The organism is Kushneria konosiri (genome assembly GCF_002155145.1).
GTDB classification, from domain to species: domain Bacteria; phylum Pseudomonadota; class Gammaproteobacteria; order Pseudomonadales; family Halomonadaceae; genus Kushneria; species Kushneria konosiri.
This window is the reverse complement of the sequence record NZ_CP021323.1, coordinates 401,418-425,755: the sequence shown is the minus strand read 5'-3', so window position 1 is coordinate 425,755 and position 24,338 is coordinate 401,418. Positions and strand designations below refer to the sequence as shown.

Here is a 24,338-nt window from a genome sequence, read left to right as displayed (position 1 = left end):
AATGGATCACATGGCAGATGATCAGCTTCGTATTCGTTTACTGGCTTACCGGATATGGGAAGCCGAGGAGTGTCCTGAGGGGCAGGCCGAACGTCACTGGCACATGGCCTGTCGCATGGTAGCCGCCGAGCGGATTACCGACGTGCCACAGGACGCGCAACCGAAACCGGCCCCACGTGCCAAAACTGCAGCACCATCGGCTTCCGTCGCCGCACAGGCTGACGCTGACACCGCCGCCGAGCCGGCGGCCAAAAAGTCGCCTGCAAAGCGCAGTACCACGGCCAAACGGCGCAGCGCTGCCGACAGCGCAGAAGGCAAAACAACTACCGCCAAAACGGCGGCGACCAAATCAGGTGCCGCTCGCAAGACAGCGGCGGCCAAAAAGAAGAGCGCTGATGAGGCCGCTCCTGCCAAACGCAAACGCAGTACCAGCAGTAATGACGATAAATCGAGCCAGTAGTCGTGCTCACCGCACGGCCAGAGCCCCTGTATTTCCCTTTTGGGAGTGATGTATGACGACAACACCGATCCATCCCGGCGCACCGACCCCCGGGATTACTTCGGGCGGACGTGAAGCGCCTTTGAATTCGACATTCGGTCAGCAACGCAGCCGTGTTCGTGAAGGCCTGCCCTATCCTCTGGGGGCCAGCTGGGACGGACTGGGGGTCAACTTTGCCCTCTTTTCGGCACACGCCACCAAAGTGGAGCTGTGTCTTTTCAGCGAAGACGGTGAAGAAGAGCTCGAGCGTATCGAGCTGCCCGAGTTTACCGATGAGGTCTGGCACGGCTACCTGCCCGATGCGCGCCCGGGTCAGCTGTACGGCTACCGGGTTCACGGCCCCTACGAGCCGGAAAACGGGCACCGTTTCAATGCCAACAAGCTGTTGATCGACCCGTGTGCGCGGCAATTGGTCGGTGAGCTCAAGTGGGACGACGCCCTTTATGGCTACACCATCGGCCATGAAGACGGCGATCTGAGCTTTGACGAGCGTGACAGTGCACCGTTCATTCCCAAGTGTCGGGTCATTGACCCTGCGTTTACCTGGGGGCGTTCGCGTGAGATTCATGTGCCCTGGGATCGCACCATCTTCTATGAAGCCCACGTTCGTGGCATGACGATGATGAACCCGAAGGTCAACGAGTCGATGCGCGGGACCTTCTCGGGCCTGAGCGATCCGGCGGTGCTTGATCACCTGCGCAATCTGGGCGTCAGCTCGCTGGAGCTGATGCCGATTCATGCCTTTGCCGATGACCGTCATCTGCAGGAGAAGGGGCTGCACAACTACTGGGGTTACAACACCCTGTCGTTTTTTGCCCCGCACCCGGCCTACATGGCCACCAATACCATCAGCGAGTTCAAGCAGATGGTGGCCTGCTGTCACGCGGTCGGTATCGAAGTCATTCTGGACGTGGTCTACAACCACACGGCCGAAGGCAACGAGATGGGGCCGACGCTCTCCTGGAAGGGGATCGACAACGCCAGCTACTACCGTCTGATGCCGGAAGAGAAGCGTTACTACATTAACGACACCGGTACCGGCAACACGGTCAATCTGTCTCACCCGCGCGTATTGCAGATGGTCACCGACTCGCTGCGTTACTGGGCTGACGAGATGCGCGTCGATGGTTTCCGTTTCGACCTGGCGACCATTCTCGGGCGCGAGCCGCATGGCTTTGATGAAGGCGGCGGTTTTCTCGACTCATGTCGTCAGGACCCGCTGCTGTCACAGTGCAAGCTGATTGCCGAACCCTGGGACTGCGGCCCGGGCGGCTATCAGGTTGGCGGTTTCCCGCCTGGCTGGGCCGAGTGGAACGACAAGTTCCGCGACACCATGCGCGCGTTCTGGAAGGGAGACGAAGGTCAGCTGGCCGAGTTCGCCACGCGCCTGACCGGTTCGGCAGATTTGTTCAACCATCGCGGGCGCAAGCCGTACTCGTCGGTCAACTTCATCACCGCGCACGACGGTTTCACCCTGCGCGATCTGGTGACCTATAACGATAAGCACAACGAGGCCAACGGCGAGGACAACAACGACGGCCACGACGACAACCATTCCTGGAATCATGGGGTGGAAGGCGAGACTGACGATCAGGAGATTCGTGAGCTGCGCATGCGTCAGATGCGCAACATGCTGGCCACCCTGATGTTCTCTCAGGGCACGCCGATGCTGTTGGCCGGTGACGAATTCGGACGTACCCAGGGCGGCAACAACAACGCCTACTGTCAGGACAGCGAGATTGGCTGGGTCAACTGGGAGTTTTCCGAAGAAGGGCGTGATCTGCTGAGGTTTACCCGCCACATCATTGCCCTGCGTCGACGCTATCCCATGCTGCATCGCAGCCGTTTTCTGACCGGCGACTGGAACGAAGAACTGGAAGTCCGCGATGTGACCTGGCTGACGCCGGAAGCCGAAGAAATGGATGTTGCCACCTGGGAGGCGGACCACTCTCGTGCCATCGGCGTGCTGCTGGATGGTCGTGCCCAGCCGACCGGTATCCGTCGGGCGGGTTCACACAGTACGCTGTTGATGATTGTCAATGCGCATCATGAGCCGATTACCTGGACGATGCCGGAAGTGCCTTCCGGACGTCACTGGATTTTCCGACTCAATACCGCCGAACCTGACAGCAGAGAAGGGGGACATCACGATTTCGGCAGCACCTTTGAGGTCGAAAGCCGCTCAATGGTGTTGCTGGAACTGGTGAGAGACGACAACGGTACCAGCCGTAACGGGTAGTCAAACCACGTCGCCGATGGCGCTTGCCATCGGCGGATTGCCGACAGCCCTGTCCGTACCCGACAAGGACAAGGGGCTGCGCCCAGGGAAAGGAGCGAGCAGCAATGTCGATGGTGCAACGCAATACATCCCGAAACGATGCGCAGCAGGATGCGCCGGTAATGCAGGCTGCCATGGCCGACCGCATTGCCATCGAACAGATTGAACCCGGTGTCGAGCAGGGCCGCTTTGCTGCCAAGGCCATCGTCGGGCAACCGGTCAATGTCACCGCCGTGATCTTCGCTGACGGTCACGATGTGCTGGCTGCCCGCGTTCGCTGGCGCTGCACGCAGGCAAGTGCGCAGCACTCGGCGACCGCTACGGATGAGTGGCACAGCGAGACACTGACGCTGGTCAAGCCGTTGGGTAACGACCTATGGGAGGGCGTCTTCACCCCCACTGAAACAGGCACGCACGAATTCGTGGTCGAGGCCTGGTGGGACCTTTACGGCACCTATCATTACGAACTGAGCAAAAAGCACGCCGCCGGCGTACCGATTGCCCTCGAACTTCAGGAAGGGCAGGCGCATGTTTCCCGGGCGTTGGAACGCGTCGATACCGGCAACGAGCAGGCTAGGGCGCTTGAGTCGCTCAAGGCGCGATTGGAGACTGCCGGAGGTGAGAGCGATCAGGTCGCGCTTTTGCTGTCGCGCGATACGCTAACCCTCATGCAAGCCTGTGATCCGCAGCGTCATCTGAGCCAGAGCGCTACCATGCCGCTGGAAGTCGATCGCGCGCTGGCGGAATTTGCCAGCTGGTATGAACTCTTTCCCCGCTCGGAAAGTCCGACGCCCGGCCGGCATGGCACTTTCAACGATGTGCATGCCCGGCTGCCGACGATTCGGGACATGGGGTTTGACGTCCTCTATTTTCCGCCCATTCACCCCATCGGCCATACCCATCGCAAGGGGCCCAATAACACGTTGACGCCTGGTCCCGGTGACCCGGGCAGTCCCTACGCCATTGGCAACGAGCACGGCGGTCATGACGCCGTTCACCCGGAGCTGGGCACGCTTGAGGACTTTCGTGCTTTGGTGGCAGCCGCTCACGAGCATGAACTCGAGATCGCGCTGGATTTCGCCATCCAGTGCTCACCGGACCATCCCTGGCTTGCCGAACACCCGGGCTGGTTTGCCTGGCGCCCGGACGGAACGATTCGCTACGCCGAAAATCCGCCCAAGAAGTACGAAGATATCGTCAACGTCGATTTCTACGCCGAGGACGCTATCCCCGGTCTGTGGCTGGCACTGCGCGATGTGGTGCAGGGCTGGGTGAATGAAGGCGTGAAGATCTTTCGTGTGGACAACCCGCACACCAAGCCTTTCCCGTTCTGGGAGTGGTTGATTGCCGACATCCGCTCGCATGACCCGGATGTCATCTTCTTTGCCGAAGCCTTTACCCGCCCAGCCATCATGGCACGTCTGGGCAAGGTCGGCTTCACCATGAGCTACACCTACTTCACCTGGCGCAATACCAAGGCCGAGCTGACCGAATATCTGACTCAGCTCAACGAATCACCGCTGCGCGAATGCTATCGGCCCAACTTCTTCGTCAATACGCCTGACATCAATCCGACCTTTCTGCAGGGGTCCGGGCGTCCGGGCTTTTTGATCCGGGCGGCGCTGGCCACCATGGGGTCGGGCCTGTGGGGCATGTATTCAGGGTTCGAGCTTTGCGAGGCGGCCCCGGTGCCGGGCAAGGAGGAGTATCTCGATTCCGAGAAATACCAGCTCAAGACGCGTGACTACTTTGCCCCCGGCAATATCAGTGCCGAAATCGCCCGGCTCAACTGGATTCGTCGCCGCAACCCGGCGCTTCAGACCCATCTGGGCATTCGTTTTGGCACCATCGACAACGACCGCATTCTCTATTTCATCAAGTCGACGCCCGACATGAGCAATGTGGTGCTGGTGGCCATAAGTCTGGATCCCTTCCACGACCAGTCCGGCCATTTCGAGCTGCCGCTGTGGGAGCTGGGGCTGGAGGATCATGCCGATACCCACGGCGAGGATCTGATGACCGGTCACCGATGGACATGGCATGGCAAGTGGCAGAGCACGCACCTGACACCGCAGATGCCCTTTGGCATCTGGCGCCTGCGTCTGGTGCAGTAGTTTCGCAGACGAAATGGCATGCCCTGAGTGGCTCAATGCGGTCGGCATGACGCGACAGTCACGGTGACATGCCTTTTTTCAGGGATGACGCAACACGATCGTCTGCGACCGCGTGTCGTGGCGAGGAGGACAATGTCTCATGATGAATGCCAGTGATGTATCCGGATCGTCCCAGCAGGCCATGGCGGCCGGCGAGGGAGAACCTGCCTTTATCAAGGATCCGCTGTGGTACAAGGACGCGGTCATCTATCAGGTTCACGTCAAATCCTTTTATGACGCCAACAACGACGGCATCGGCGATTTTCAGGGGCTGATCGAGCGGCTCGACTACATTGCGGGTCTGGGGGTCAATACCATCTGGCTGCTGCCGTTTTATCCGTCACCGCGACGCGATGACGGCTATGACATCTCCGAGTACTGTGCGGTCAGCCCGGACTACGGCACGCTCGAGCAGGCGCAGCAGTTTATCGAGGAGGCGCACGCCCGCGGCCTGCGTGTCATCACCGAGCTGGTCATCAACCACACCTCGGATCAGCATCCCTGGTTCCAGCGTGCCCGACATGCGCCCAAGGGCTCGCCCGAGCGTGATTTCTACGTCTGGTCAGACAGCGATACTCATTACAGCGGCACCCGAATCATCTTTCTGGATACCGAGACCTCCAACTGGACGTGGGACCCGGTAGCCGGCCAGTATTTCTGGCATCGATTCTACTCGCACCAGCCTGACCTGAACTTCGATAATCCTGTCGTGTTCGATGAGGTCATGAAGGTCATGCACTACTGGCTGGAGATGGGGGTGGATGGTCTGCGCCTTGACGCCATTCCCTATCTCGTCGAGCGTGAAGGCACCAACAACGAGAACCTGCCCGAGACCCACGACGTGCTCAAGCGCATTCGTGCGGTCATCGATGAACATTTTCCGGATCGCATGCTGCTGGCCGAGGCCAACCAGTGGCCCGAGGACACGCGCCCCTATTTCGGTGAGGGGGATGAGTGCCATATGGCGTTTCACTTCCCGCTGATGCCGCGCATGTATATGTCACTGGCTCAGGAAGATCGCTTCCCCGTGACCGATATCCTGCGCCAGACCCCGGAAATTCCTGAAAACTGCCAGTGGGCCGTCTTCCTTCGTAACCATGATGAGCTCACGCTTGAAATGGTGACCGACCGCGAGCGCGACTATCTCTGGAATCACTACGCCTCCGATCGTCGTGCACGCATCAACCTGGGCATTCGCCGCCGTCTGGCCCCGCTGCTGGAGCGGGACCGTCGGCGTATCGAGCTGCTCAACAGCCTGTTGCTGTCGATGCCGGGAACGCCGACGGTGTATTACGGCGATGAAATCGGCATGGGAGACAACATCCACCTGGGGGACCGCGACGGTGTGCGCACGCCCATGCAGTGGTCCATGGACCGCAACGGTGGTTTTTCGCGCGCTGATCCGGCCAGCATGGTGCTGCCGCCGATCATGGATGCCCTGTACGGTTTTCAGACCATCAACGTCGAGGCACAGACTCGCGATCCCCATTCGCTGCTCAACTGGACGCGACGCATGCTGGCGGTACGCAGCCAGCAAAAGGCATTCGGCCGCGGTGTCATGAAGCTCTTGTATCCCAAGAATCGACGCATTCTGGCCTACATCCGCGAATACACCCATGAAGATAGCGGTCAGGTGGACTCCATCCTGTGCGTGGCCAACGTGTCACGCTCGGCGCAGGCCGTGGAGCTGGATCTTTCCAGCTGGGAAGGTCATGTGCCGGTGGAGATGCTCGGGGGCAGCAGCTTCCCGCCCATCGGTCAGCTCAGCTACCTGCTGACCCTGCCGCCCTATGGCTTTTACTGGTTCCTGCTGGCCTCGGAAACGGCCATGCCGCAATGGCATACGCCGGCTCAGGAAATGATGCCGGAGCTTTTGACGCTGGTGATCAAGCGGCGTCTGGATGAGATTGGTACCGGCAAGACACGCCGTTCACTGGAAAACGAAAGCCTGCCGCAGTATCTGCCGCGCAGACGCTGGTTTGCTGCCAAAAACAGCAACATTGACCGGGTCTCGCTGGCCTGGGCCGTTGGTCTGGAAGGCCCGGCCGGCGATGAGCAGGCCTCCGAGGCACCAGCGATATTGCTGGGCGAGATCGAGGTTCAGGCACATCAGGGCAACGAGGCCTCGTCTCACGAGCGCTATGTGCTGCCACTGGGCATGATCGGTGAGGATGAAACGGCACTGTTGCCGCAGCAACTGGCCATCGCCCGTATTCGTCGCGGCCGGGAAGTCGGACTGCTGACCGATGCCTTTGCGATGCCGGGTTTGCCCATGGCGGTCATTCAGGCGCTGCGGGCAGGCACGGTACTCGATCTGAGCCACAGCGTGGTGGAGCTGGACGCCGATGCCTCGCATCCCGGTGAGCTTCATTTCCGCGCCACATCGCTTCTGGATGACATGGAACGGGTGCCGGAGGACGCCGAGCTGCGTTATCTGAGCGCCGAGCAGTCCAACAGCTCCGTGATCATCAACGACCGCATGGTGCTCAAGCTGATTCGCCGGATCGAGCGCGGCATCCATCCTGAAGCGGAGATGGGCCGATATCTGACCGAGCGCGGCTTTACCCACATTGCGCCGATGCTGGGTGAGGTCACCCGTGTTGACGATCAGGGCGTGCCGCACGTGCTGATGGTGCTGCAGGGGTATATCGATAACCAGGGCGATGCCTGGGAGTGGACGCTCAATACGCTCGAGCGCGCCATCCGTGACGTCAGCGAGATGGTCCAGTCCGAGCAGGATGACGCCTACGATCCGCTGGCGACCCTGACCGGTTTTGCAGGCCTTCTGGGACAGCGACTGGGTGAGATGCACACCCTGCTGGCCATGGAAACGCCGGAAGCCGACTTTGCCCCCGAAATTGCCGATGAAGCCCGAACGCAGGCGTGGGCCGAGAGCGTACGTACCCAGCTGGCTCGGGCCATGGAGATCCTTGAAAGCCACAAGGCCAATGCCAGCGCAGAGGATCAGCAGCTCGCCGACTGGCTGCTTCAGCGACGTGACTCACTCTATGAGATGGCCGATTCATTCGCCCATCATGCGCAAGGCAGCCTGTGCACGCGCACCCACGGGGATCTGCACCTGGGACAGGTACTGGTGTCCCATGACGATGCCTACATTATCGACTTTGAAGGCGAACCGGCTCGCTCGCTTGACGAGCGCCGCATGAAGAGCAGCCCCCTGCGTGATGTGGCGGGTGTGGTGCGCTCGTTTGACTATGCCTCGGCCATGGCGCTGGATAACGCTTACCGTGCTGACGTGGCCCATGACCGGGAAGCGGTCAGCCAGGATGTGATCGAGGACTATCGTCACCGGGTCACGCAGGCGTTTTTGCTGGCCTACCGCCAGGCCACGCATCAGGTCGGTCATCAGTGGCAGTTCGAGGATGGTGCCAGCGCCGCGCTGTCGCTGTTCACGCTGGAGAAGGCGGCTTATGAAATCGCCTACGAGGCGGCCAACCGGCCTGCCTGGCTGAGCGTTCCCATGCGTGGGATGGTGACACTTTTTGACGAACTGAGCGCACGCTCGGCCAATGACATGTCCCAACCAGGGGAGGGTCATCATGACGACTCGCAGTAAACAGGACGTTCACAGCGCGTCACTCGATAGCACATCCCTGCATCCTGACGCCGCGCAGGCACTGGTCGAGGGCACCCATGGCGATCCCTTTGCCGTGCTTGGGCCACATGACGTCGATCACGAGATGATCGTGCGGGCCTTTTTGCCGCGCGCCATCGGTGTAGAACTGCTCGAACGCGACAGTCAGCGTGTTTTGACCCGGCTTCAGCCGGGTCAGGTGCCGGATCTTTTTGTGGGTCGACTGGATCGACTCGTTCCCTATCGTCTGCGCATTCGATGGCCGCACGGCGAGGAGATCGTCGAGGACCCTTATGCCTTCGGGCCGCTGCTCGGAGAGCTGGATCTTTATCTGATCGGCGAGGGCAATCACCGTGAGCTGGGCACCTGCCTCGGGGCACAGATGATGACGGTGGACGGCGTGAAAGGCGTACGTTTTGCCGTCTGGGCGCCCAACGCCCGGCGCGTGTCGGTGGTCGGCGAGTTCTGCGGGTGGGACGGACGGCGCTATCCGATGCGATTGCGCCAGCCCACCGGAGTCTGGGAGATCTTCATTCCGGGTCTTGAAGAAGGCGCTGTCTATAAATACGAGATCCTCGGCCAGTCAGGGCTCCTGCCGCTCAAGGCCGACCCGGTGGCGCGGGCAACCCAGTCGCCGCCTGAAACCGGATCGGTCGTGGCCGCGCCGCTGGCCCATGACTGGCAGGATCAGGCATGGATGGAAGAGCGGGCCTCGCGTCATGGTGCAGATGCTCCCATCTCGGTCTATGAAGTGCACGCGGCGTCCTGGCGGCGTCACGGTGGTGATGAGGGCGAGCTTTACAGCTGGGGCGATCTGGCCCGGTGGCTGATTCCCTACGTCAAGGAGATGGGCTTTACCCACATCGAGCTGCTGCCGATCATGGAGCACCCCTTTGGGGGGTCCTGGGGTTATCAGCCGCTGTCACAGTTCGCGCCCAGCGGCCGGTTCGGCAAGCCGCAGGAGTTTGCCGCTTTCGTTGATGCCTGCCATCAGGCCGGGATCGGCGTCATCCTCGACTGGGTGCCCGCGCATTTTCCAACGGATGCGCATGGGCTTGCCCGCTTCGACGGCACGGCGCTCTATGAGTACCAGGACCCTCGTGAAGGCTTTCATCAGGACTGGAACACCTACATCTACAACCTCGGGCGTCATGAGGTACATGGCTTCATGCTGGCCTCGGCGCTTTACTGGCTCAAGCACTTCCACGTCGACGCCCTGCGCGTGGATGCCGTGGCCTCGATGCTCTATCGCAACTATTCCCGCAAGGAAGGGGAGTGGGTTCCCAACCGCCACGGTGGCCAGGAAAATCTGGAGGCGATCGACTTTCTGACACACCTCAATGAGGTGGTCGGTGAAGAGGCGCCGGGCGCCATCATGATCGCCGAGGAATCCACGGCCTGGCCCGGGGTCAGTCGTCCCGTATCCGAAGGTGGGCTTGGTTTCCATTACAAGTGGAACATGGGCTGGATGCACGACACCCTGAGCTATATGAGCGAGGACCCGTTGTATCGCCGCTATCATCACGGCGAGCTGACCTTTTCGCTGGTGTATGCCTTCTCCGAGCATTTCATGCTGCCGATCTCCCATGACGAGGTGGTGCACGGCAAGGGATCTCTGATCAACAAGATGCCGGGTGATCGCTGGCAGCAATTTGCCAATCTGCGCGCCTGCCTTTCGCTGATGTGGACCCATCCGGGCAAGAAGCTTTTGTTCATGGGCTGCGAGCTGGCGCAGTTTCGTGAGTGGAGTCACGACCGCGAGCTGGACTGGTTCCTGCTGGCCGACAGCGAGCATCAGGGCATCTCGAATCTGGTACGTGATCTCAACGGGCTCTATACCGGTGAGCCCGCCCTGCATGAGCAGGACTGTGTCCCGGAAGGGTTTGAATGGGTGATCGGTGATGATGCCCATAACAGCGTTCTGGCATGGCTGCGATGGAGTCGCGAGGGCGAGCCGATGCTGGTGGTGCTCAATCTGACGCCGCAGACGCTGTCGGATTATGGGGTCGGCGTGCCTTCGGCAGGCTACTGGCAGGAGTGCTTCAACAGTAATGCCAGCGCCTATGGTGGCACCGGAGCCGGCAACGATGGCGGGCGTGACAGCGAGGCACGTGAAAGCCATGGCCATCCGTTTACGCTGTCACTGCATCTGCCACCGCTGGGTGCTGTCATCCTTAAACCGGGGCGCAAGGCGCTGAACTGATCCGGTAGCCATGAACATGGCGTAGTCCCGCTACGCCATGTGCGACAAAACGTGCATCGCGGCGATCCTCTAAAGCTTCTTCAATATGAGAAGGTGCTTATCCAGACAGGGGGTCGCCGCCTTGTATCGTCAGACCTGAGGCTGCCCCGATCGACAGGACGGGAGGTCGCCATGCGTCACCATCGACATTATCCCCTCATCGATATCGCCATTCTGCTGACGGTGATATTGCTGGCGCTGTTTGTTCTTATGCGCGGCGATGCTCTGGTGCCTGAGCGGGGTAATCAAATGCCCGCCTGGTGTGACCACCATGACGGGCATTGTCCGGATGTTTCAAGCGATCCGGTGCGCAGCTTCGACGGCTAGGCAGGGATCAGTTTTCCAGCGCCTCGCCGGCTCGCTGCAACAGGTTGGACGTGGCCTGGCGCGTATCCTGCCAGGCGCTGCTGGCGGCATCGCTGGTCTTTTGCCAGGTCTGTGAAGCCTGCTGGCGTGCCTTTTGCCACCAGTCATTGCTCCATGTTGGCTGCTGCTTGAGCCCATCACGATCAAGATTGACGATGACGTTGTATTGCAGGTCGTCAAGATCGGTGTCGGCACTGGTTTCGACCGTAAAATCACCGCGCTGAATGACATAGCCATGATCCTGTGGATCGAAACTGTCATCGTCGGTTTCGATCACGATGGCCTGAAGGGTCATGTCATCGCCAAACAGCAGGTCTTCCACTTCTCCGATGGTTTGATCCTCGTTCTGAAGATGGACGTCTGCATCCATCAGCTTATCGGCAGAATAGAGGCCGTCGGTGGCCGGCTGGCTGGCCTGTGCCATGGCGGCGGCACTCATCATGACAGCGCCTGCGAGCAGTGAACGATACTTCATGGGGTCATCCTTGTGTCATGTTTCCTGGAAAGCATGGCAGTCGATTGGCGGGCCTGCCCGGCACGAATATCGAAGGCCAGTTTCAGTTAAGCGTTTACAACCCGTCGGTTACGATGACTTGAGGGGGTCATGCCCCCAGTTCATCAGCGAATAGCGCCAGCGCGAGGTCTTCTTGTCCTCTTTCTGGGGCGGCTGCTTGAGGTGGCGTGCCACATACTGATTGACCTTTTTCATGTGGCTGTAATCGTTGTCATCAAGCTCTGCCTTGCGCTTTCTCTTGATCTCGACGATGCGCCGACCGGATTGATGGCCAGTGGATTCACCGCCGCCGCCGCTGTCACCGACCGATTTCGACTCGTCGGTTTCAAGCCACTCTTCAAGCTCTTTCGGCGCCATATTGACGCTTTCCTTGAAGTCCTGATAAATCGCTTCGTGGTCATCACTCATGGTGTCCTCCCTGACACGCAAACCATAAAAATGGGCCATCACATGACGGCTCAGGCCTTGCGCAGCTCCTTGTGAAGCTTGAGTACCCGGTCGCCATCATCCTGCTTGATCATGTAGGCCGGCTCATCCTCGGTGGCATTGCGAGTGACGTCGCTGCCCTTGATACGCCGGGTCACCTTCTCGGTGTATTTGCGGGTCACCTTGCCCTCGGTCCAGTTGTCACCCCATTTCCACTTCACGCGCTGACGCTGACGATAATGCTCACTCATGAAAACGCTCCCTGTTGCTTCATGGTGGGTTGAGCGCCGTATGGGAACTCGTTTGTCGGTCCATCACGGCATGGAGGTACCGGATAATTCAATTGTCGCTGTGGCGATCCTCTCCGGTCGGTACGCTGCTGACATTGGTAAAGGCGTTTTCGCCGATATCATGGTTGTCACGAGCCACGGTGTCGGCGGCCCAGGCGCCACGCTCGCCCATTGGTTTGGGTTTGCCGGTCGTCGTGTCCTCACGGGTCTGGCGCTCCAGCTCACAGTTGAGCGCCGCCCCCAGAAGCACGATGAAGGCCGACAGCCAGAACCACAGTAAAAGCACCATGACTGCACCAATGGTGCCGTAGGTCTGATTGTAGCTGCTGAAATTTCGAATATAGATGGAAAAGCCGATCGACCCTACTGCCCAGAGCAGGGTGGCCGTGACGGACCCCACGCTGATCCAGCTGACGCGTGACGGGGCCCGATCGGGCCCGTAGCGATAAAGAATCGTGATGGCCGTGATCACCAGCATCAGCAAAATGGGCCAGCGGATGTAGGTGAGAAGCGCTGTCAGGGTATCGCCAAAGGGCAGCCAGGCGATCAGCGGCGGCAGGACAGCGATGGTGCCCAGCGTCAGGATGGTCATTACCATCATGGCCCCGGTCAGTACCCAGGTCCTCAGCGTCAGTTTGATCAGACCGCGCTCTTCCTTTTCCCCATAGATGATGTTGAGCCCTGCCATCAGCCCTTTCATCCCCTTGGAGGCGCTGTAGACCGTAAAGACAAGGCCTGCAATCGCGGTAATGCTCATGCCGGTGCCGGCATTGTTGTTCACTGACAGGGCCTGCTGGCGAATGATGCTGGCAGCGTCTTCGGGCAAAACGCTGCTGAGCATTTCGATCTGGCCCTGCACTTGTTGTGGATCAAAGGCCAGCCCCCAGATCGAAATGAAGGCAGCGATGGCCGGAAAGATGCCCAGAAAGGCGTAAAACGCGATGCTGGCAGCAATTAGGGTGGCGTGATTGGCCTCAATCTGGCGCTTGACGCGCAGGAGCGTGTCCTTCCAGCCCAGCCCCGGCATGGCGAACGGGGACGTGGTGTTGTGCCCCCGGTCCCTGCCACGATGCTTGTTGGTGGTGTCCTGCATGGTTTGATTACCCCGGTTGAACGATTCAGGCAGGTGCATCATGTCTTCAGGTGCCTGCGTATAAAATGAAAGACCCTGCTGATGCGTTTCCCAGTGTAGCGGCAATAATGCATCATTGAGATTCGAACCAGGTCATGGTGCGTGAAACGCGTGAGTGCCATGCGATAAAGGTATCAGTATCTCAATCACGTCATGCTTCAAGGGTTACGTTCTTGGTCAGTGTAGAGCGCAGGGAAGGTTTCAACATCAAGATCTCGCGAGTGCTCAGGGAAGCGACCGAGCACGGGCTCGATCTTTATCTGTTCGTACCTGCAGAGATCGATCTTCATCGCAATGTCGTCTCGGAAGGCAGTTTTTATCACAACGCCATCCATCTAAAGCGCACCTACTACAGCAATCAGCGTCATCTGCCGCTGGCGCATAGCCGCCTGGCACGCCGGGACCGACAATCGCCCGAGCGTTATCGCCTGAGCCTGAGCCTGTATGCCTACCAGTATGTGGTGGCGCTCGAGCGTCTGATTGCGCCGCTGGAAGGGCATCCCGACCGGGTGAGCGTGGAAGCCCTGGAGGAGATCATCGAGCTTTCGCGCAATGTGCTCAAGCGCATGCGGCGTAACCGCCCCGGCGATGACAATCAGCTCAAGTACTTTATCAATATTGATAACTACCTCTCCTGGATCACCGAACAGCGGCTGTTGAAGCTGATTTCCGGTCTGCCCGAGTGGGAGGATTCGCAGGCGATGGCGCGCCATGACCTGCTTGAGATCTGCCGGTTTGAAAGCCGCTATCGCAGCGAGCATCGATACAACTCAAGCCGTGCGTCACAGAGCCCGTCGCGCATTTCCAACAAGATGCGACTGCTGCGACGCTTGATTGAATACCCGGTGACGCTCAAGCAGCGAACGCGCGAGCTGGGCGCCTGGGAGGAACGCGGTGTCAAGGCGCTGGCTACCGGCGTCGTGATGCTGGTGATTTCGGTCATGATGCTGGAAGCCCGTAATCTGGTGGGGGATCTGACCCTGCGTTTTGTACTGATACTGGCGCTTTTGTATGCCATGCGTGAGGTTTTCAAGGAAGATCTGCGCAATACGCTGTGGCGCTGGTTACGGCGGGGAAGGCCCAAGTGGATACGCCAGTACTTCGATGTGCACAGCAACGAAATGGTCGGCCAGCAGCGTGAATGGCTCGACTATGTCCGCTTCAAGCGGCTGGATGACGAGATTCGCGCGACTCGCGGGGGCGGCGTGACTCAGCGCGAAGAGGTGATCCTTCAGTATCGAAGCCGTTCGAAGATGCTGCCGACCCGGTTTCTCAGTGGCTATGAGGAAACCCGCGAAATCATGATGCTCGACCTTTCAGTGATCGCGAATCTGCTGGAAGACAGCCATCATCACGTCTATCAGCTGCTCGATGGCGAGGTAAATCGCGAAGTGGTCGAGCGTCGCTATCAGATCAACCTGGTGGCGCGCGCCATCCGTGGTTCCCAGAAAACCACCATTCAGCGCTGGAAAATCAATATGAGCCGCTCGGGGATCGTGGATATCGAGGAATCCACGCCCTGAAAGTGAGGCTCAAACCATGCAAGGAGAGATCAATGCAGAGCAATACCGATGAAGTGTCTCGCACCCCCGAGGAGCAGGCGGAAGTGGACCGGCAGTGCCGGTCACTGGCGCTCTATGAGTATGAGAGCTGCCCCTTTTGCCGGCGCGTGCTGCATGAAATCGAACGGCTGTCGCTCAACATCGAGCTGCGCAACACCCGCGAGGATTCATCGGCGCGCGACGAGCTGCTTGAGGGTGGCGGCCGCACGATGGTGCCGTGTCTGCGCATCACTCAGGAGACCGGCGCAACTCACTGGATGTACGAGTCTGCCGATATCGTGGCCTGGCTTCGCCAGCAGTTCGCCTGAGCGAGTGCGATTAATACAGCCTGAATAGCTGTGGCCAATCCGTCACATTCATTCACAAAATCATGGCTGACGACCGGCTGGCGCCGTCTATGCTGTAGATATGGGTTTCGATACGAGCGCCTGGCAGTATCAGGTCTCGTCGGCATTATCATGCAGAACAGGAGGTTGGCATGTCAGAGTCGAAAGGTAGCAAGGCAGAAGGAATGATCGACAAGCTTGGCGGCAAGATCCAGAAGGAGACCGGCAAGGCCACGGGCGACAAGGATCATGTCAAAAAGGGTGAGAAGGATTTGGCCAAGGGCGAGCGCAAGGTCAATTCCGCCGACAAGGACTGACCGTTGCTGGTCATGTCCGAGTCGATCTGACGACGTTGGCAATATGTCATAACCGTCTACACTGCAGTATGCGTATCACGGATACGCGGATATCGCTCCAGACGTTCGATATCGTATTTTCTACATGGAGGTAATTGTCATGGCTCATGATTCCAAGTCAGACAAGGTCGAAGGCGCAATGGACAAGGTCAAGGGCAAGGTCAAGGAAGCCGTGGGCAAGGCAACCGACAATCCCGAGACCGAAGCTGAAGGCAAGGCCCAGCAGTCGAAAGGCCATGCCGAAAGCGCCAAGGGAAATGCCAAGGACGCCATCAAGAAGTAATGCTTCTGATGTGAAGAGTTAACAAAAGGGCCGCTCAGTGAGCGGCCCTTTCCGTTGGCCGGTCATTTTTTGTATTCGAAGCTTCCAGGACGCTATGGCTAACTCCAGGGGCATCGTACAATCAGGGTTTTAACCTCAGGAGGCTCTTTCATGGCCCAGGCAAGCGCACGACATATTCTGGTGAACAGCGAAGCCGAGTGCGAAGCGCTCAAGACCGAGATCGAGCAGGGCAAGGACTTTGCCGAGGTGGCCCGCGAGCATTCAAAGTGCCCCAGCGGCAAGCAGGGCGGCGATCTGGGCACCTTTGGTCGTGGTCAGATGGTGCGCGAATTTGATGAAGTCGTTTTCACTGGCGATCTCAACAAGGTGCACGGCCCGGTCAAGACCCAGTTCGGCTATCACCTGCTGGAAGTGACCAGCCGCAGCTGATCACGATCACCACCTCTGGTGGATCGACCCCGGGGGGCTGCCAGCAAGGCAGCCCCCTTTTCGTGGTGCTGGGCTCTTGATGCCGGCATACGCGCGACACCGATGGGCGGCTGGTTTATCCTGCCTGTTGTGAAACGGCCCCGGTCGTATATTTGATGAATCATCCGGCACTTCGGTGCTGATTGACTGCAGGACTGTGAGGAAGTGCTCATGAAAGACTGGCTACAAACGCTGCCCAAGGCGGAACTGCACCTGCACATCGAGGGCACGCTGGAACCCGAGCTCATGTTCGAGCTGGCCGCCAGAAACGATGTTGCGCTCCCCTATGGCTCCATTGAAGAGGTCCGCGCGGCCTATAACTTCACCAACCTGCAATCCTTTCTCGATCTCTACTATCAGGGCATGAACGTCCTGCATACCGAGCAGGATTTCTTTGATCTGGCGATGGCCTATTTCGAGCGCGCTCATGCCGATGGCGTGGTTCATATCGAGCTGTCGTTTGACCCGCAACCGCATCTGGCGCGCGGCGTGGCCATGCGGACCCTGTTTGCCGGTCTGGGCCAGGCGCGTGAGGAAGCCTCGCGTCGTTTTGGCATGTCGACGGCACTGATCATGAGCTTTCTGCGTGACCGCAGCGTCGAAGAGGCCCTGGATGTCCTTGAACAGGCCGCCCCCTGGTACGGCCAGATCGATGCAATCGGGCTGGACAGTGCCGAGCTGGGCAATCCGCCCGAGAAATTCACGGCCGTGTTCGAACGTGCTCGCACGCTTGGCATCGCAAGACTGGCCCATGCCGGTGAAGAAGGGCCGGCTGCCTATATCAGCGGGGCGCTGGATGCTCTGGATGTCTGTCGTATCGATCACGGCGTACGCTGTCTCGAGGACGAAGCGCTGGTGGCCCGGCTTGCCAACGAGCAGATTCCGCTGACGGTCTGCCCGCTATCCAACGTGTATCTGAAGGTCTTTGAGCGTCTGGAAGACCACACGCTGCCCGGTCTTCTCGATCATGGCCTGTGCGTGACGCTCAATTCCGATGATCCGGCCTATTTCGGTGGCGGCATGCTCAATAACTTTATGGCCTGTCATGAGGCCTTTGGCTGGGATGAAGACGCTTTCCGCGTGCTGGCCCGCAACGCCATCGAAGCCGCCTTCATGGACGAGTCCCGCCGTGAAACGTTGCTGAAGACGCTGGCCGAGTGCTGATCAGACACCGGTCTGATGAATGAGCCAGATGGCGGCGCTGATGGTGAAAAAGGCGCCGGTCGTGGCGACCAGCAGTGCGGCGGCGCAGAGTCCATCCATGGCAAAGCGCGTCCCGAAAATGGGATAAACGCTCAGCATGGGGGCGCTGGCAATCAGCAGGGCACCAATCATCAGCTCGGTGTTGTCGATCGGGAAGATCTGAAAGAACAGCAGTACCAGCAGCGGGTGGATCACCAGCTTGGCCAGCGTAATCTGTGCCACGTCACGATACATGCCCCTTACTCTGAGCCCGTAAAGCGTCCCGCCAATGACGAACAGCGCTGCCGGTGCCGAGGCATTGGCCAGCATGTCGAGTGCCTTGTAGAGCGGTTCCGGCAGATCAAGACCGGTCAGCGACAGCGTCGCGCCGGTCACGATCGCAATGATGATGGGGTTGCGAATCAGCTGGCGTAGCGTGGCCAAAAGCATTCGAAAAACCGAGACACCCTGCTGGCGGCCGGCCTCGGCCAGCGCCAGACTCAAGGGGATCATCAGCATGTTTTCGATCAGCATGCACAGCGCCAGTGCTACCCCGGCCGTAGGGCCGATCACCATCACGGCGATGGGGTAGCCGATAAACCCGCTGTTGGAGGTCCCCATGCCCATGGCCATGATGGCGCCATGGTCCAGACGCTGCCCCTGTCGCCGGGTGAGTGCCAGCCCCATCAGCAGAACCGACAGCGAGCCCAGACCATAAGCCAGCAGATAGTGCGCGTTGAAGACTTCCGTCAGCGCATGCTGACTCAGGGCCCGTATGATAAGTGCCGGCAGGGCCAGTGTGACCACAAAACGCCCCACGCCGTGCACATGGTCTCGTGTCACCACGCCGCCCATGACAGCCAGATAGCCCAGCGCAATCAACATGAAGATGGGGGCGGTAATGGCAAGAACTTCCAAGCACGGATCTCCGCAGTGGAACGCCATCACCGGAGACGCCCGACCTTCAGGCCACGGCTAAAACAGCAGATGACGGTGTGAACAAGGGGCTCAAGGGGTTGTATCGACCAGGCGCCGACGCCAGACAGTAGATATTGCCGTTTTGAATCACCCGGACAAGAGGCCATACCATGCAGGCACGTTCGTTATATCACAATACACTGCACTGCTTTCCGGTCGGGTTGACCGATGAGCGCCAGCAGCTGGTTCATGCCGAAATCTCCGCCGTGGTGTATGACGGTCAGCGTCTGATTCTGGGCAGTGACAAGCCGGTGCCCGGCGCCGAGCGCTCTTCGGTCTTTGCCGTCGATATCGACGATCAGGGGCGTCCACAGGAAGAGACGCTGTCCTACTACACTCAGCCGCTGATTCGCCAAGCCATCAAGTATGAGGATTTCGCGCTCACCGTGGATGGCCGTCATGTGCTGGCCACCACCGGCTTTGATCGCATCCAGCCTGACGACGACTCTCTCAACGATTATAACCACCTGCTGATCTGGCCGCTGGGAGACCCTGACCGGGTGCAGGTCGTGGACCCGGACCCGCGTGACGGCGTGGAAGGATCACTCGAGCTGCGTCAGCGCCTGACGGCGGCCATCGGCATGCCCTACTACAAGATCGAAGGGCTGGCGGCCATTCCAGCCGATAAGGGAGACGGCCTGCTGTTGTTCGGTGTGCGTGAACAGGGCCAGCATTTTGATGATTTCAACTATGTCTGCCGCGTGGTCGGTGCTCATTACCGGATCAATGAGCAGGGTCAGCTGGTGTTTGTTGACGAGATGCGTGAGCACTATGCGTTCGACCCCGGCCGGTTCGACGCCGTGAAGCATCTGTGTGGTCTATCCAGTCTGGAATATGACCATTACAACCAGCAGCTTTATCTACTGACCAGCTTTGAAAACGAGCAGGGCGGCATCGACAGCATCGGTGGTTATCTCTGGAGAATCGATATGGCGGACTTCACCCAGGGCATGGCGCCAGCGCTGGTGGAAAATGACACTGGGGAACCGCTGGTCTTTACCCACAAGGCCGAGGGGCTGGCGGTGCTGGATCATGACCGTCTGTTCGTGGTGTATGACAATGACCGCGAACTGGCGCTGGGTGATCACGACGCCGAACGTGACCAGAAGTACGCCTGCGAAGCGCCCTGGACCCTCCTGCAGATGATCCCCCGGGCCGCGGGGGTCAACCATGGCGGCCAGGGCTGATATCATGGGCGCCGTCCCTTCGTTTTACTTCCCTGTGGTGTCATCATGAAAATCGTCATGCGTTACTTTTTCAAAACCGTGCGGCTGGTGCTGGCGCCTGTCATGATTGCCCGCGACCGCTTCGGTCGTCCCGAGTCGGTCACCCGTAACCCCCAGGCGCAGGCCGAGGTGGATCGCGCCTGTCAGACGCTGACGCTTTTTCAGTTTCGCACCTGCCCCTTCTGCGTGAAGGTGCGCCATGAAATGCATCGTCTGGCGCTGCCGATCGCTCTGCGCGATACCCAGCACGACGATGCGGCCCGACAGGCCCTCAAGGCCGGTGGCGGGCGCGTCAAGGTGCCGTGTCTGGCCATTGAGGGTGAAGACGGTCAGACCGAATGGATGTATGAGTCCGACGACATCAAGGGCTATCTGCAAAAGCGCTTCGAGCCGCAGCCCGCAGCATGATGTCGCTTTTAGGCTGAAAAAGGCCCCGGTTTGCCGGGGCCTTTTTTCGTTTAAGACATGGTTCCTGACGCCTCGGATTTTCCATCGGTAGGGTCTTTTTTATGGCTTCGAAAATGCAAAAGCCATCTCGTCATCAGGGCAGATTCATCTAACAACATCATGACTTTTAGTAAATGTTCTAAATTGTTGGACATTTACGATGCATAAGTAAGACAAATTGCGAATGGTCTGCTTTTTTCGCCACGATAGACTTGGCGATTTCCTGTAGCCATCTCCTTTTGTCTCCATAAGGCAACGTCATGAATGCGCTGACTCTGGTGTCGTTTTTCTTTTTTACTGCGCTGGTCGCCTTTATCACCTGGCGTCTAACGCGTCATGATGATCATCGCCATTCCAGCAGCTACTTTCTGGCCGGGCGCAGTCTGACCTTCCCGATCATTGCCGGCTCGCTTTTGATGACCAATCTATCGACCGAGCAGATGGTAGGACTTAACGGCGCCGCCTTTACCGATGGGCTATCGGTCATGGCATGGGAGGTGGTTGCCGTCGTCACGCTGGTCACCATGGCCATGTTCTTTCTGCCCCGCTTTCTTAAAAGCGGCGTGACCACCGTACCGGAGCTTCTGGCGCTGCGCTTTGACCGCACGACTCAGCTATTGGCCAATATCATTTTTGTGGTCGCCTACGCCGCCATTTTGCTGCCCAGTATTCTTTACTCCGGTGCGCTGGGACTGATGGGGCTTTTGGATCTGCAGACACTGACCGGCATCGAATCCAACGCGGTACTGCTGGTGTTGACCATTGTGGCGGTAGGGGTTGGCGGCGCCATCTACGCGCTGTTTGGCGGACTGCGCTCGATTGCGATTTCCGACACCATCAATGGGGTGGGGCTTTTGATCGGTGGGCTGATGATTGTCTATTTCGGTCTCAATGCCATCAGTGACGGCCATGGCATTCTGGCGGGATGGGAAACGCTCAAGACCAGCCATCCGGAAAAGCTGCGCTCCTGGGGGACCGAGAACCAGTCGGTGCCTTTCTCTACCATATTTACCGGTGTGCTGCTTTTGAACATGTTCTACTGGTGCACCAACCAGCAGATCATTCAGCGGACCTTTGCCGCCAAAACGCTGGCGGAAGGACAAAAGGGCGTACTTTTAACCGGTTTGCTTAAACTGCTCGGGCCGCTGTATCTGGTGCTGCCGGGCATCATTGCCTTTCACATGTATACCGGCGAAGGCGTCAAGGCTGATGCCGCCTATGGTCAGCTGGTGCATGACGTGTTGCCGGCACCGCTGACCGGCTTTTTTGCAGCCGCCATGGTTGGCGCCATCCTGTCGTCTTTCAACTCGGCGCTGAACTCCACGGCCACGCTGTTCAGTCTTGACGTCTACAAGGCCCGATTGAAGCCCGATGCTACCGATGCTCAGGTCGTACGCGCTTCAAAATGGTCGGGCTGGCTGATGGCCATTGCGGCCATGACCATTGCACCGCTGATGGCCAGTCAGGAAAGCCTGTTTGTCTACGTTCAGAAGGTCAATTCGCTGTACTACATCCCGCTGCTGTCCGTCATTCTGGTCGGCTTTCTGACCCGGCGTGTGCCGGCGATCGCGGCCAATCTGGCGCTGGTTCTGGGCTGTGTGATCATCGCTGCCTTCTATTTTGTGCCGCCGCTGACCGGCGTGGTCGACATCGTCTCCAATTTCCACTTCATCGCGATTGTCATGGTGCTGCTGGTGCTGATGATGCTGGCGATCGGCAAAATTAGACCGCGCGCCGAACCCTGGGTGCAGCAGGACGCCGGCGCGATCGACATGACCCCCTGGAGCAAGGCATGGCCGGCCAGCATTGCGCTGCTGGCGCTGGTGGTCGCCATCTATCTGGCCTTTATCTAGCCTTCTCATGCAGCGCCTGTGAAGGGATTGATCGCAGGCGCTGATCCACTGTCCACAAACGTACTGTTTATAAAAGCACTGCCCCCCGCGTCGGTTATCCGAGCGGGGGCAGTGTCGTTATCCGGCTGTCAGGATCAGTGCGCTATCGACCAGATACTGACGCCGGCCGGGGGAAGCGTCGTACCGCCGACCAGATAGCCCGCTGCCGGGATCAGATGATCTGGTAGATGGCGGGGCTCGGGCGCGTAGTTGAAGGCAAAACAGAGTGTGCCGCGACGGCGCAGCCTGACCCCCTCGGGCAGTACGGTGGTGGCCATATCGATGGCGCGACTTGCCTCGGCGAAAATCGCCATCATGCTGTCTTCGTCCAGCCAGGCGGTGAGGTAGGTCACGCCCTGATGGTCGGTCACCGCCGGCATACCATCCTCGAAGCGATGGACAATACGAGCCTTCAGGCGGTTCTCATCCAGCTGCTCGCGCCAGCGCAGGCCGTGGCCCTGCGGACTGCCGGGCAGAGTCAGGCGTGGCCGGGCGCCGGGGCGCAGGCCATCAACCTGATCGATCGTCACCCCGGTCAGTGGGGCCAGCGGGCCGGGCGCCAGATTGGCTGGTATCTGAAAATCAGGCGTTCGCGAGCCGGAGCGTGCCCCGATGATCAGCCGCGACCCGGAGGCATGGGCAGTCTCGAGTCTTTGGGCCAAGGCTTCATCGGCGATGACCTGACACGGCAGGACGACCATGGCATAGCCATCAAGCGCGGCCGTCGGCGGGATAATATCGACATCCAGACCCAGCCGGCGCAGGGCGCTATACCAGCTTAAATGCAGCTCAAGGGCATCAAAGTCAGCGGCGTGCGGTTGAATCTGGCAGGCCCAGACGGCGCTATAGTCAAACATCAACGCCACCGATGCCTGGGTCGTGGTGATGTCCTGCTGCGCCAGCCCGGGGAGTTCGTCACGCACGGCCAAAAGCTCCTGCCAGGCACGGGACTGACTGCCGTCGGGGAGCAAAAGGCCCGCGTGCATCTGCTCCTGAGCGAAGGGGGCCTGACGCCAGCGAAAATAGGACACCACCTCGGCGCCGTGGGCGAAGGCTTCATGGCTCCAGAGGCGGACCATGCCGGGCAGGGGCGCGGCATTGCTGATGGCCCAGTTGACCGGCCCGGGCTGCTGTTCCATGACCCACCAGCGCCCCTGACACATCGCGCGGTAAAGATCATGGTGAAATCCGGCGAAATCCGGATGACCCTGCTGGCGATAGTAATCTCGAGTGGCCTCGTCATGCGCACCGCGCTCTAAAAAGCCCAGCGGATAGCTATCCCAGCTGGCAATGTCGAGATCGCGGGCGACGTCGAAATGATCAAACTCTGTAAAAAGTCCCATGAAGTTATGAATAATATCCACGGACACGCCGGCGCCACGCAGGGTATCGACCTGTAGCCGGTTATAGGTCACCACCAGATCCGAACAGTAGCGGCGATAATCGAGCACGATGGCCGGGTGGGGTTCGGTCACGGTACCGACCGGCGCCTCGATCTGTTCAAATCCGGTGACTTCCATGCTCCAGAACACGCTGCCCCAGGCATGATTCAGCGTCTCAACATCGCCATAATGCTTCTCGAGCCAATGGCCGAAGCCTTCGCGCGCGGCCGGCGAGTAGCTGAGGATGGTGTCATGACAGCCATATTCGTTGTCGGCCTGCCAGGCGATGATGGCCGGATGGTTCGCATAACGCTCGGCCATCAGTCGAACAATGCGCTCGCTCTGGGTGCGATAGACCGGTGAAGCGAAGCAGTAGTGACGACGTGACCCGAAGCCGCGCGGCCGGCCATGCTCGTCCACGGCGAGAATCTCCGGATGGGCATCGACCAGCCATTTGGGTGGCGTCGCGGTGGGTGTGCCCATGACGATGGAAAGCCCCGCCTCGGCCAGTGTGGCCACGGCCCTGTCCAGCCACTCAAACTGCAGCTCGCCCGAGCGTGGCTCCAGTCGGCTCCAAGCAAATTCACCGATGCGTACCACGCTGATACCGGCCTCGACCATGGCGCGTGCATCGTCGGCCCAGCGCTGTGACGGCCAGTGTTCGGGGTAGTAGCAGACACCTAATTGCATGAGGGGCTCCATGAAGATGAGTGGGTAATGGGACTTTCACATCAGATCCGG

General features: G+C 59.4%; 21 protein-coding genes. 15 read left to right on the top strand and 6 right to left on the bottom strand.

Annotated features, from left to right (window positions below; all coding sequences use genetic code 11):
* The first annotated feature begins 10 nt into the window (after window positions 1-10).
* The 6 genes from B9G99_RS02020 to B9G99_RS01995 all read left to right on the top strand — a co-directional run bounded on the left by B9G99_RS02020 (window position 11) and on the right by B9G99_RS01995 (window position 11,094).
* Window positions 11-460, top strand: a complete 450-nt coding sequence (locus tag B9G99_RS02020) for a DUF2934 domain-containing protein (RefSeq protein WP_158521421.1) — start codon at window positions 11-13, stop codon at window positions 458-460.
* 52 nt (window positions 461-512) lie between these two features.
* The gene (glgX, locus tag B9G99_RS02015) at window positions 513-2,738 is read left to right on the top strand and encodes a glycogen debranching protein GlgX (RefSeq protein ID WP_086620525.1); all 2,226 of its coding nucleotides are present in this window, start codon (window positions 513-515) and stop codon (window positions 2,736-2,738) included.
* Window positions 2,739-2,842: 104 nt separating this feature from the next.
* Window positions 2,843-4,891: an alpha-1,4-glucan--maltose-1-phosphate maltosyltransferase gene (locus tag B9G99_RS02010; protein WP_227875884.1), complete on the top strand. Its 2,049-nt coding sequence runs from the start codon at window positions 2,843-2,845 to the stop codon at window positions 4,889-4,891.
* 139 nt (window positions 4,892-5,030) lie between these two features.
* Window positions 5,031-8,507 (top strand): maltose alpha-D-glucosyltransferase, encoded by a 3,477-nt coding sequence (treS, locus tag B9G99_RS02005; protein ID WP_227875883.1) that lies wholly within the window; start codon window positions 5,031-5,033, stop codon window positions 8,505-8,507.
* Window positions 8,491-10,728, top strand: coding sequence for a 1,4-alpha-glucan branching protein GlgB (gene glgB / locus B9G99_RS02000; RefSeq protein WP_086620524.1), 2,238 nt, complete (start codon window positions 8,491-8,493; stop codon window positions 10,726-10,728). Before treS ends, glgB begins: the two co-directional genes overlap by 17 nt.
* A 171-nt stretch (window positions 10,729-10,899) precedes the next feature.
* Window positions 10,900-11,094, top strand: a complete 195-nt coding sequence (locus B9G99_RS01995) for a hypothetical protein (protein ID WP_086620523.1) — start codon at window positions 10,900-10,902, stop codon at window positions 11,092-11,094.
* A 7-nt stretch (window positions 11,095-11,101) separates the two neighbouring features.
* Here B9G99_RS01995 and B9G99_RS01990 read toward each other — a convergent pair whose 3' ends face one another.
* From B9G99_RS01990 to B9G99_RS01975, 4 genes are all read right to left on the bottom strand, one after another.
* Window positions 11,102-11,608 carry a hypothetical protein gene (locus tag B9G99_RS01990; protein ID WP_086620522.1) on the bottom strand — a complete coding sequence of 169 codons (507 nt, stop codon included), beginning with the start codon at window positions 11,606-11,608 and terminating at the stop codon, window positions 11,102-11,104.
* 108 nt (window positions 11,609-11,716) lie between these two features.
* Window positions 11,717-12,055 (bottom strand): DUF3140 domain-containing protein, encoded by a 339-nt coding sequence (locus B9G99_RS01985; RefSeq protein WP_086623221.1) that lies wholly within the window; start codon window positions 12,053-12,055, stop codon window positions 11,717-11,719.
* A gap of 50 nt (window positions 12,056-12,105) precedes the next feature.
* On the bottom strand, window positions 12,106-12,324 hold the full coding sequence (locus B9G99_RS01980) for a hypervirulence associated TUDOR domain-containing protein (protein WP_086620521.1): 219 nt from the start codon (window positions 12,322-12,324) through the stop codon (window positions 12,106-12,108).
* Window positions 12,325-12,412: 88 nt separating this feature from the next.
* Window positions 12,413-13,456, bottom strand: a complete 1,044-nt coding sequence (locus tag B9G99_RS01975; RefSeq protein WP_086623220.1) for a YihY/virulence factor BrkB family protein — start codon at window positions 13,454-13,456, stop codon at window positions 12,413-12,415.
* Window positions 13,457-13,668: 212 nt separating this feature from the next.
* On the opposite strand from B9G99_RS01975, the gene B9G99_RS01970 reads away from it, so the two are divergent.
* From B9G99_RS01970 to B9G99_RS01950, 6 genes are all read left to right on the top strand, one after another.
* Window positions 13,669-15,018: a hypothetical protein gene (locus B9G99_RS01970; RefSeq protein WP_086620520.1), complete on the top strand. Its 1,350-nt coding sequence runs from the start codon at window positions 13,669-13,671 to the stop codon at window positions 15,016-15,018.
* 32 nt (window positions 15,019-15,050) lie between these two features.
* On the top strand, window positions 15,051-15,365 hold the full coding sequence (locus B9G99_RS01965) for a glutathione S-transferase N-terminal domain-containing protein (RefSeq protein ID WP_086620519.1): 315 nt from the start codon (window positions 15,051-15,053) through the stop codon (window positions 15,363-15,365).
* Between the two features lie 170 nt (window positions 15,366-15,535).
* Complete coding sequence (locus tag B9G99_RS16650) at window positions 15,536-15,700, top strand: CsbD family protein (RefSeq protein WP_115504156.1); 165 nt, start codon at window positions 15,536-15,538, stop codon at window positions 15,698-15,700.
* Window positions 15,701-15,839: 139 nt separating this feature from the next.
* Complete coding sequence (locus B9G99_RS01960) at window positions 15,840-16,022, top strand: CsbD family protein (protein ID WP_162494978.1); 183 nt, start codon at window positions 15,840-15,842, stop codon at window positions 16,020-16,022.
* A 150-nt stretch (window positions 16,023-16,172) separates the two neighbouring features.
* Window positions 16,173-16,451 carry a peptidylprolyl isomerase gene (locus B9G99_RS01955; RefSeq protein ID WP_086620517.1) on the top strand — a complete coding sequence of 93 codons (279 nt, stop codon included), beginning with the start codon at window positions 16,173-16,175 and terminating at the stop codon, window positions 16,449-16,451.
* A 210-nt stretch (window positions 16,452-16,661) separates the two neighbouring features.
* Window positions 16,662-17,654, top strand: coding sequence for an adenosine deaminase (locus tag B9G99_RS01950; RefSeq protein ID WP_086620516.1), 993 nt, complete (start codon window positions 16,662-16,664; stop codon window positions 17,652-17,654).
* On the opposite strand, the gene B9G99_RS01945 is transcribed toward B9G99_RS01950, so the two are convergent.
* Window positions 17,655-18,590, bottom strand: a complete 936-nt coding sequence (locus B9G99_RS01945; protein ID WP_227875882.1) for an AEC family transporter — start codon at window positions 18,588-18,590, stop codon at window positions 17,655-17,657. It abuts the gene before it with no gap.
* A 170-nt stretch (window positions 18,591-18,760) separates the two neighbouring features.
* Here B9G99_RS01945 and B9G99_RS01940 point away from each other — a divergent pair, with 170 nt between their 5' ends.
* The 3 genes from B9G99_RS01940 (at window position 18,761) to B9G99_RS01930 (ending at window position 22,176) form a co-directional block, all read left to right on the top strand.
* Entirely contained in the window at window positions 18,761-19,837 is a 1,077-nt protein-coding gene (locus B9G99_RS01940) for a hypothetical protein (RefSeq protein ID WP_086620514.1), read from the top strand.
* A gap of 57 nt (window positions 19,838-19,894) precedes the next feature.
* The gene (locus B9G99_RS01935) at window positions 19,895-20,284 is read left to right on the top strand and encodes a glutaredoxin family protein (protein WP_335617622.1); all 390 of its coding nucleotides are present in this window, start codon (window positions 19,895-19,897) and stop codon (window positions 20,282-20,284) included.
* Between the two features lie 299 nt (window positions 20,285-20,583).
* Window positions 20,584-22,176, top strand: coding sequence for a solute:sodium symporter family transporter (locus B9G99_RS01930; protein ID WP_086620512.1), 1,593 nt, complete (start codon window positions 20,584-20,586; stop codon window positions 22,174-22,176).
* Window positions 22,177-22,310: 134 nt separating this feature from the next.
* Here the strand turns inward: B9G99_RS01930 and B9G99_RS01925 are convergent, their stop codons facing one another.
* Window positions 22,311-24,287, bottom strand: coding sequence for a beta-galactosidase (locus B9G99_RS01925; protein WP_086620511.1), 1,977 nt, complete (start codon window positions 24,285-24,287; stop codon window positions 22,311-22,313).
* Between the last annotated feature and the right edge of the window lie 51 nt (window positions 24,288-24,338).